Genomic DNA, 5,585 nt, shown 5'->3' with positions numbered 1-5,585 from the left:
GCACAGGTTCTGAATATAGTCGAGTTATTAAAAGGATATTATACTAGTGGTTTTTGAAAATAATAGTATTTCTGAATATGAACATTTACTTCGAAACCACACTAATGACGGCTTGGCAGTTAATTGTATGTCGATAGATGATTTCAAACTTATGTGCAAGCAGTTGGTGTCCCCAATTGAAATCATTGAATATCTCAAGTGGAGGAAAGTGTTTTATAAGAATAATGGACTGATTAATTTGCTGATTACAGAAACTAATAACGGATTTGTTTTAAGTAGACCACAGAAGAATGAAAATTTGGTACAGCAATATCTATATGAGAAGTATGGAGAAAATGCGATATACGAAGACGGATTGTATTATGAACTTTTTAGGCAATATGTATCAGTTTTATATGAGCATAAGGAAATGGAATCGGAAATTAATGGGTGTTACGAGGTAATAAAATTTTTGGCACATTTGTTCCGCGACGAAATTAAATGTTTTGTTGAAAGAACAGAAAAAGCACTTTTAATTGCAAAAACCAAGAAGTTTAAATTGGTAGGTACATTACGTAATGTACAGAAAGAATATGCTATAGTATTTACAGCAACGGAGCAGGGGGAACAGGTACCATCTGAAGAACTGTTACCTGTAGTTTTTGAAAAACAAAAAGTTCATACCTTATTACAGATAATAACATATTGGGTTAATGATAATGAGTATATGATAGACTTTGTTTTATGGCAGGGATAATAGAGAAGTTTAATTATCTGAAATAGGGAGGTATACAAATGGATAATGAACTTATATGCAATAAGTTTATAAATCAATACTTGTTACGAGGCAGAAAGTTTGTAGAATATGCTTGTTTTAGATATGGATATTATAATGCTCAAATAAGTGGCAAAATTAGCAATGGATTTGTTGATGATTTTCAATATTTTGTTTTTACAAAGAGTATTAAGAGTTTAGGATCAATAAGAGAATTACTAAGGTTAGGACATGTTGAAGATGTATTTATTATTCTGAGAACATCATTTGAAGGATATATAGCAAGTAGATATATAGATGAAGAATATAATACGGATATATTGAATGATTTTATTTTCATTCCTCAATTGATTGCGGCAAGAAAAATTATTTATCAAAATGGAAAAGCAGTAGAAAGAGGAACTCAAGAAATTATTGAATATATACAAAGGAATCCGTCTGACATGAAACTTGGAAGAGATAAAAGGTATTTTTATGATTTTTATGCTTTTCTGTGTAATTATGCACATTGCAATTTTTCAATAATAAATGAATTTATTGATGATGGACAGTTTTCTTGTGACAAATCAGATAATATTTATATGGCAAAAGTTATGACTCTATTTGTGTATATAAAGTTGTTTGAAAGTATTGTAACTGTTGAAGGAGAAGATTTTTTGAATTCAAGAGAAGAAAAAGAATGTTATAAGTTGGTTATAGAATCAACAAAGTTTATATATGATAGACTGGAAGCGTTTTCAAAGTATAACTGTAAAACAGCGAGTGAGGATCTTAATAGACATATGCGAAATATGTTTAAGAATATGAGAAGTTCACTTAAAGAAGAAGTAGGAAGTATAAAAAAGGATTTTTTGTAAGAAACATATGAAGATGTGGAATATACAAGATATAAAACAGTCAGGTATGTCAAGGCTAAAAATATTATTAAGGTAAGGAAGGGCAGAAAAATGTTTGATAATGGATCGGAGATTTTAAGGTTTGATTGTCACTTGCATACAGTGAGTGATAAGGAATTTAAATATGATGGTGAGGATGATAAATTTATTTCAAACTATGTTGATAAATTAAAGTCTGAAGGTATTGGGGTTGGAGTTATAACTAACCATAATAAATTTGATTATGAACAATATAAAGCATTAAAAAAAGCTGCAAATAAAAGCGGTATATTCATTTTGCCAGGAGTAGAGCTATCCGTAAAAGAAGGCGCAAGTTCAGTACATATGTTAGTAGTATTTAGTCCAACTGAGTGGATATCTAATGGAGTAGACCATATTTCAAGAATGGTAGGTTCGATGTTTTTGGGAATTGATGATCCGGGAAATGAAAATACTTGTACAGAAAAGGATATGTTAACTGTCATTCATGAATTGGACAAGCAGAACAAGGACTATTTTATTGTGTGTGCACATGTTGAACAGAAAAAGGGATTCTGGGAGGAATGTGGAGGTTCACTAATTGAAAAGCTATCTTCTGATGTAGCTTTCAAAAGAAGAGTATTGGGATTTCAAAAGGTGCGTACTAGAGATAAGATTAAAAAAGTGCATGATTGGATGGGATATGATATTGCATTCCTTGAAGGCTCAGATCCTAAAGCGATAGATGAGATAGGAAAAGGGGAGAAAAAGAAATATATTAAGATTGGTGAAGCATCCTATGGAGCTGTAAAATATGCTCTTATGGATTATAAGAATCGAGTTTTTGATGAAAAACCTGTTATAAGCCATGGATATATTAATAAAATGAAATGTGTTGGTGGAAAGCTGGATAATCAAATTTTTTCACCTTCACATGAGCTTAATACATTGATTGGAATTAGAGGAAGTGGAAAATCCTCAGTGTTGGAAGTTCTTCGTTATGCTTTGAATAAAGAACCTGCACAAGATGAAAAATATAAAAATGAATTGGTAAAAGCAGTTCTTGGTTCCGGTGGACAAATTGAATTAGAGATAGTTGATAAGTTTAATAAAAAATATTTATTGAAAAGAATATATGGAGAAAGAAGCATATTGTATGATGCTGAGGGTAATACATTAAATATTCCAATAGAATCTGTTCTTAAAAATTCGTTATATTTTGGACAAAAGGATTTAGCACTAACTCGTAAAGGTTATGAATATGATCTTCTTAATAAAATAATAGGTGATAAAGTACCTGATATGAAAAAAGAAAATGATGCTATACAAAAGCAATTAATTGATGATATTGATAAGCTGAGGACATTGAGCGATATCCCAGATAAAATTGCAGATTTAAGTACGGAGAATGCAGCAATAGAACATAAGTTGAAAATATATCAAGAAAAGGGATTGGATGAAAAATTAAAAAAGCAGACTTCATGTAATGCTGATTTGATAAAGATAGATACAATTTCTGAATGGGTTAAAGAAATGATTCAATCGTTGGAGGAAGCCTGTTCAAAAGATGGAAGGGAACTTATTTTGTTGCAAAGTTATGTTTCACAATATAATAGTGAAATTTTTGGGAAATTAGCTCCATTTATTACGCAGGCAAATGCTGGAATCGATTCAGTAAAACAAAATATAGAACTCTTAAAAAAATCACTGGAGGGAATTTATTCGGTTAAAGATGAATTAATGCAAAAGATGGATTCTTTAAAAGATGAATTTGCTGAGATTAAGCGAGAGATAAATGATGAACAATTAGATGCAGATAGTTACGTTGCAAATAAAAAGAAGTTGGCAGCAAATAATGAAGAAATTGAAAAATTAAAAGAATGTTTAAAGACAAAAGAGAGTATATGTACATCTATTCAAAAGGGATTTGATGTTCGTAACGAGAATTTAAGAAAAACATTTATTGCTTATCAAGATGCAACTAATGAAATTAATCAGCAGCAAGATCAATTGGCAGTAAATATTGAATTTAAAGGTGATAAAGATGTTTTTAAAGATAAATTAATTGCGTTTTTTAAGGGAACGGGATTGTCTGAAGTAAAGTATACGGAGATGAGTAATACTTTTTGTGATTTAGCTGCAATTGTTGAAGAATATTATTTACATGATGGTGAGCGAATAAAAAAATATTGTACTGATGTTATATATGCGAAGGTCGCTACAAAAATTGCGGATAACTATAAAGAGATGGTTATTGAAGATACACCCGATAAGATTAATATAACTTATCATGGAAAACTATTAAGCAAGCATTCTCTTGGGCAAAGAGCATCAGCGTTGATATTGTTTATTTTAACTCAACATGACAGTGATGTAATAATAGTTGATCAACCTGAAGACGATTTAGATAATCAAGTAATTTATGAAGAACTTATTCAAACTATAAAAAAGGAAAAAGAAGATATGCAATTTATATTTGCAACACACAATGCAAATATTCCTGTTTTAGGAGATGCTGAAAGAGTAATAACAGTACAACATAATGATGATGAGTCTATTAAGCTAAAGTGCGGAACAATTGATTCAGAGGAGACACACAGTGACATAGTTAATATTATGGAAGGTGGAACGGAGGCATTTAAAAAGAGAAATGAAATATATTGTGCATGGAGCTAAATTATATATTAAATGCAGTAAATGAAGTTCAACTAACAATAAAATTTTGTGATATTCAATAGATATAATGCAGTTCTATTGATGGCAGCATTCATGAAATTATTTATAAGCAGTGTTATGGTTATATGAATTGCTTGCAAAATAGATTATATTATTAGGAATTTATAATGTTATCATTCTATGAGATTATGGTAATGCTTCAAGTTTCTTTAGAGTTTTTTGCTAAAAACTCTAAAGAAAACTCGGAGAGTAACTTAAAATATAATGATAATATGCAAGTTTAATTGAATTCATTCATAGCATCCACATATTCCTGTAATCCATTAGGTTTACAAGCCAGTTCAGAATATAGCAGAGGACTTTCCTGTGCCAGCCGATACAGATACACAATATCATCAGGTGTATCAAGTAAGACAGCTGAATTGCATTCTTCACAACTAATAGTAAGAGGCGTGTCGGTATATTTATCATTGATAGCATTAACAATAACGGAATTTGTATCAGGTTCATACATGCCAAACAGGTAACGAGGATTATTTTGTTTCATGGTGTTCTCCTTCCCACAGATACTTAGCACCATCAAGCAGATCAATGATGGCTGTAAGCATATTGTTATAGTCGGTTTGTAGTTCCTTGATTTCATCGCTTGTAGGAAGATTGTTTAAAGCTTGCTGTTCACAATATTCAGTAAATGCATTTTGCATTTCAAGTAATTGCAGATACAGAGCATTAACAGTCTGCACAAGAGGATATATAGCTTCTTTCTTGCCGACAACGCAGATGCGGTTATAGATGCAGGAACGGACAAAGTAATCTTTCTTCATCATGCCACTGGCAAGAATGCGGGCTTCGATTTGCTTGCGTTCAGCAGCGCTGATTCTAAAACTTATAGTTGGATGTTTGTGTTGATTGCTCATGGAAAAGCTCCTTTCATAGTGGGTGTGGCAGCAGGCACAGTTAAGCACCCGCAAGCCACATTTGATTATTCGTTTTTAGTAGTAAAAGTAGATTATATCTGCCATGGATTTCATAGGAGCAATAGGGAAGTATTGCAACTAATTTGCTACTAAAGTTTTTGAAAACGATATGAAAAGAGTAACATTTGATGAAATAGATGCGGTGGAATGCCGCATAAAATCAGCATTTTTGATTTGATGATACTTCCCTTGGGAAGAGTTTGAATAATGTACATGAGCCAAGAAATGCCGAATTTACGGCGTTTCTTGGCTCGTTTTATGTCGCGTGACAATCAAATGTAAGTACGTAATCATCCGTATCTGTCAGCAACTATATTTTTCTGA

Annotated in this window: 5 protein-coding genes; 3 read left to right on the top strand and 2 right to left on the bottom strand. The window is 31.6% G+C overall.

The features are described from left to right. The first annotated feature begins 46 nt into the window (after positions 1-46). From DXA60_RS18055 to DXA60_RS18040, 3 genes are all read left to right on the top strand, one after another. Entirely contained in the window at positions 47-736 is a 690-nt protein-coding gene (locus DXA60_RS18055) for a hypothetical protein (protein ID WP_147345410.1), read from the top strand. Between the two features lie 38 nt (positions 737-774). Next, a complete protein-coding gene (locus DXA60_RS18755) occupies positions 775-1,611 on the top strand; it encodes a DUF5677 domain-containing protein (protein ID WP_158570896.1) in 837 nt (278 codons plus the stop codon). Between the two features lie 90 nt (positions 1,612-1,701). Then, positions 1,702-4,284, top strand: coding sequence for a TrlF family AAA-like ATPase (locus DXA60_RS18040; RefSeq protein WP_117922649.1), 2,583 nt, complete (start codon positions 1,702-1,704; stop codon positions 4,282-4,284). A gap of 280 nt (positions 4,285-4,564) precedes the next feature. Here DXA60_RS18040 and DXA60_RS18035 read toward each other — a convergent pair whose 3' ends face one another. Both DXA60_RS18035 and DXA60_RS18030 read right to left on the bottom strand, forming a co-directional pair. After that, complete coding sequence (locus DXA60_RS18035; RefSeq protein WP_117922648.1) at positions 4,565-4,831, bottom strand: hypothetical protein; 267 nt, start codon at positions 4,829-4,831, stop codon at positions 4,565-4,567. Next, positions 4,818-5,201, bottom strand: coding sequence for a plasmid mobilization protein (locus DXA60_RS18030; protein WP_117922647.1), 384 nt, complete (start codon positions 5,199-5,201; stop codon positions 4,818-4,820). Before DXA60_RS18030 ends, DXA60_RS18035 begins: the two co-directional genes overlap by 14 nt. Positions 5,202-5,585 lie beyond the last annotated feature (384 nt).

Source organism: Roseburia sp. OF03-24 (genome assembly GCF_003463035.1).
GTDB classification, from domain to species: domain Bacteria; phylum Bacillota; class Clostridia; order Lachnospirales; family Lachnospiraceae; genus Roseburia; species Roseburia rectibacter.
The sequence above is the reverse complement of the archived record's forward strand: the minus strand, read 5'-3'. Positions and strand labels throughout refer to the sequence as shown.